At 73.7% G+C, this 3,373-nt stretch carries 4 protein-coding genes; 1 reads left to right on the forward strand and 3 read right to left on the reverse strand.

Features of this window, described 5'->3' with window-relative positions; all coding sequences use genetic code 11:
- Nucleotides 1-1,412: anthranilate synthase component I (locus BFF76_RS29515; protein ID WP_065849452.1), on the reverse strand; the 1,412-nt coding region annotated here is incomplete at its 3' end.
- An 11-nt stretch (nucleotides 1,413-1,423) separates the two neighbouring features.
- Nucleotides 1,424-1,804, reverse strand: a complete 381-nt coding sequence (gene hisI / locus BFF76_RS29520) for a phosphoribosyl-AMP cyclohydrolase (protein ID WP_031094321.1) — start codon at nucleotides 1,802-1,804, stop codon at nucleotides 1,424-1,426.
- Nucleotides 1,805-1,889: 85 nt separating this feature from the next.
- Between hisI and BFF76_RS29525 the strand changes: the two genes are divergently transcribed.
- A complete protein-coding gene (locus BFF76_RS29525; RefSeq protein WP_031094318.1) occupies nucleotides 1,890-2,522 on the forward strand; it encodes a TIGR03085 family metal-binding protein in 633 nt (210 codons plus the stop codon).
- Between the two features lie 62 nt (nucleotides 2,523-2,584).
- On the opposite strand, the gene BFF76_RS29530 is transcribed toward BFF76_RS29525, so the two are convergent.
- The coding region (locus tag BFF76_RS29530) for a sodium:solute symporter family transporter (protein WP_420877236.1) at nucleotides 2,585-3,373 on the reverse strand (789 nt) is incomplete at its 5' end.

Below are 3,373 nucleotides of genomic sequence, written 5' to 3' on the forward strand. Positions count from 1 at the left end.
GGACCGCCCTGCTCCGCGACGATGCCCGCGCCCGCCTGGACGTACGCGGTGCCGTCGCGGAGCAGGGCGGTCCGGATCGCGATGGCGGTGTCGGAGTCCCCGGCGAAGTCGAGGTAGCCGACACAGCCCCCGTACAGACCGCGGCGGGTCGGTTCGAGTTCCTCGATGATCTGCAGGGCGCGCGGCTTGGGCGCGCCGGAGAGGGTTCCTGCGGGGAAGCACGCGGTGAGGACGTCGAAGGCGCTGCGGCCCTCGGCGACGCGGCCGGTGACGGTGGAGACGATGTGCATCACGTGCGAGTACCGCTCGACCGACATGAAGTCGACGACCTCGACGCTCCCGGGTTCGCAGACCCGCCCCAGGTCGTTGCGGCCGAGGTCGACGAGCATCAGGTGCTCGGCGCGTTCCTTCGGGTCGGCGAGGAGCTCGTCGGCGAGCGCCTGGTCCTCCTGCGGTGTGGCGCCGCGGTGCCTGGTCCCGGCGATGGGGTGGACCATCGCCCGGCCGTCCTCGACCTTGACGAGCGCCTCGGGGCTGGAGCCGACGACGTCGAAGCCGTCGAAGCGGAAGAGGTACATGTACGGCGAGGGGTTGGTGGCGCGCAGGACCCGGTAGACGTCCAGCGCGCTCGCCGTGCACGGCGTCTCGAAGCGCTGGGAGGGGACCACCTGGAAGGCCTCGCCGGCCCGGATGCGCTCCTTGACGTCCTCGACGGCGTCCATGAACGCCTGGCCGCCCCACAGCGCGGTGTAGGGCGGGAGTTCCGAGGGCGGCAGCGCGGCGGGGGTGTTCTCCACGGGCCGGGACAGGTCGCGTTCCATGGCGTCGAGCCGAGCGACCGCGTCCGCGTACGCCTCGTCGACCCCGGTGTCCAGGTCGTTGTGGTTGATCGCGTTGGCGATCAGCAGGACGGTGCCGTCCCCGTGGTCGAGCACGGCGAGGTCCGAGGTGAGCAGCATCGTGAGCTCGGGGAGCCTCAGGTCGTCGCCGCCGTGCTCGGTGATCCGCTCCAGCCTGCGTACGACGTCGTAGCCGAGGTAGCCGACCATGCCGCCGGTGAACGGCGGCAGCCCGTCGTCGCCGACCAGGTCGCGGGGGGTGTGGAGCGTCTCGACGGTGGCCCGCAGTGCCTCGAGCGGGTCGCCGTCGAGGGGGACGCCGACGGGCGGGGTGCCGAGCCAGTGGGCCTGTCCGCCGAGGGCGGTCAGGGTGGCGGCGCTGCGCACTCCGATGAAGGAGTAGCGGGACCAGGTGCGGCCGTTCTCCGCGGATTCGAGGAGGAAGGTGCCGGTGCGCTCGGCCGCGAGCTTGCGGTAGAGCCCGACCGGGGTGTCGCCGTCCGCGAGGAGCCGGCGGCTGACGGGGATGACGCGCCGGTCGTCGGCGAGCTTGCGGAAGGTCTCGAGATCCATGGCGGCTGACCTTATCGGGGCGCGGAGAGTGGGAGGACGTCCTTGTCGAAGCAGGTGCGGTCGCCCGTGTGGCAGGCGGCACCGGTCTGGTCGACCTTCACCAGGACCGTGTCGGCGTCGCAGTCGAGGGCGACGGACACGACCCGCTGGATGTGGCCGGAGGTGTCGCCCTTGGCCCAGTACTCCTGGCGGCTGCGGGACCAGTAGGTGCAGCGGCCCGTGGTGAGGGTGCGGTGCAGCGCCTCGTCGTCCATCCAGCCGAGCATGAGCACCTCGCCCGTGTCGTGCTGCTGGGCGATGGCCGGGACCAGTCCGTCGGGGCCGCGCTTGAGGCGGGCGGCGACGGCCGGGTCGAGGTTGCTGGCGGGCGTGGGGCCGGGCGTGCTGGTCATGGGCCCCATTGTGCCGCGCCGGGCAGGGCCGTCCGGGCGGGCGTCCACTGGGCGGACGGCGGGTGGCGGTCGTACGCTGGCGGGCATGTCGACCCATGCGAAGCGTGAACGTCTTCTGCTCGCCGACCTGTTGGAAGCGGCGGGTCCCGAGGCCCAGACCCTGTGCAACGGCTGGAAGACCCGTGATCTGGCCGCCCATGTCGTGGTGCGTGAACGCCGTGCGGACGCCGCGGGCGGGATCGTGCTGGGCGTCCTGAAGAACCGGCTGGAGCGGGTCCAGGCCGAGTTCGCCGCCAAACCGTACGAGGAACTGATCCAGCTCATCCGTACGGGCCCGCCCCGGATGTCGCCCTTCGGGCTGAAACAGCTGGACGAGGCCGCCAACACCGTCGAGTTCTACATCCACGCGGAGGATGTGCGCCGGGCCCAGCCCGACTGGTCGCAGCGGGACCTGGATCCGGTCTTCGCGGATGTGCTGTGGGCGCGCGTCGAGAAGACGGCCCGGATGCTGGGCCGCCGGGCCCCGGTGGGCCTGGTGCTGCGGCGCCCGGACGGCCAGACGGCGGTGGCCCACAAGGGCGCCCCGGTGGTGACGGTGACCGGGGAGCCGGGTGAGCTCCTGCTCTTCGCCGCGGGACGGCAGGACGCGGCGCGGGTGGAGCTGGACGGCGACAAGGACGCGCTGGCCCGGCTGCACACGGCCGAGCTGGGTCTGTAGCCGGGCGCGCGCCCGGGCTGCGTGGCGGTGTGGGGGCCCGGCCCGCGCCCCGCGGCCGGCCGTCAGACGCCGTCGCGGGTGCGTACGGGCGCCCGGCGGGTCCGGTGGCGGTGGTGCCCGTCGGGTGCGCCTCCGGGGCCGCGGCCCGATCCCAGGAGTCCGAGGAGGAAGCCTGCGGGAATCGTGACCAGGCCCGGGGTCTGGAGCGGGAAGACGTCGAAGTCCCACTCCGGGAAGAGCGCGACGGGTGTGCCGGAGAACGCCGGTGACAGGACCATCAGGACGCCGATCAGCGGAAGCGTCCCGTAGACGGTCCACCGCACGCCCCGGGCGTCGAAGCCCGGCCGGAAGATGGCGTACAGCAGGACGGGCGGCAGGACCGAGGCCGCGGCGGCGAACGACAGCGAGAGCAGCACCTGGGGGTTGCGGTCGTGGGTGTACGCCGAGAGGAGGACGGCGAGCGCCCCGATCCCGGCGACGGCCCAGCGGGCTCGCCGGATCTCCCTGGCGGACGCCTTGCCCTCGCCCTGCGCGCCCGACTTCACCGCGAAGTCGCGGGCCAGGGACGAGGCGGCGGCCAGGGTGATCCCGGCGACCGCGGCCAGCGTGGTGGCGAACGCGGCGCACGCCACGAGCGCGAACAGGGGGCTGTCCCGTGGCCCGGCCGCACCGGGGTCCAGGGCGCTGGTCACCATCAGCAGGGCGGTGCCGCCCGCCGGGTCGGCGGCGTGCAGCAGGTCCCGGCCCACCAGGGCGGAGGCGCCGAGTCCGACGATGACGATGCCGGTGCACAGCAGGGCGACGGGGCTCACGGCCCAGACGCCCGCCCGGCGGGCGGTCCGGGCCGTGAG

Source organism: Streptomyces mutomycini (genome assembly GCF_001700505.1).
Lineage (GTDB): Bacteria > Actinomycetota > Actinomycetes > Streptomycetales > Streptomycetaceae > Streptomyces > Streptomyces mutomycini.

Coding starts and splice junctions, on each gene's coding strand:
- hisI (WP_031094321.1), bottom strand. CDS start 1,804: ATGACCAGCACGCCCGGCCCCACGCCCGCCAGCAACCTCGACCCGGCC.
- BFF76_RS29525 (WP_031094318.1), top strand. CDS start 1,890: ATGTCGACCCATGCGAAGCGTGAACGTCTTCTGCTCGCCGACCTGTTG.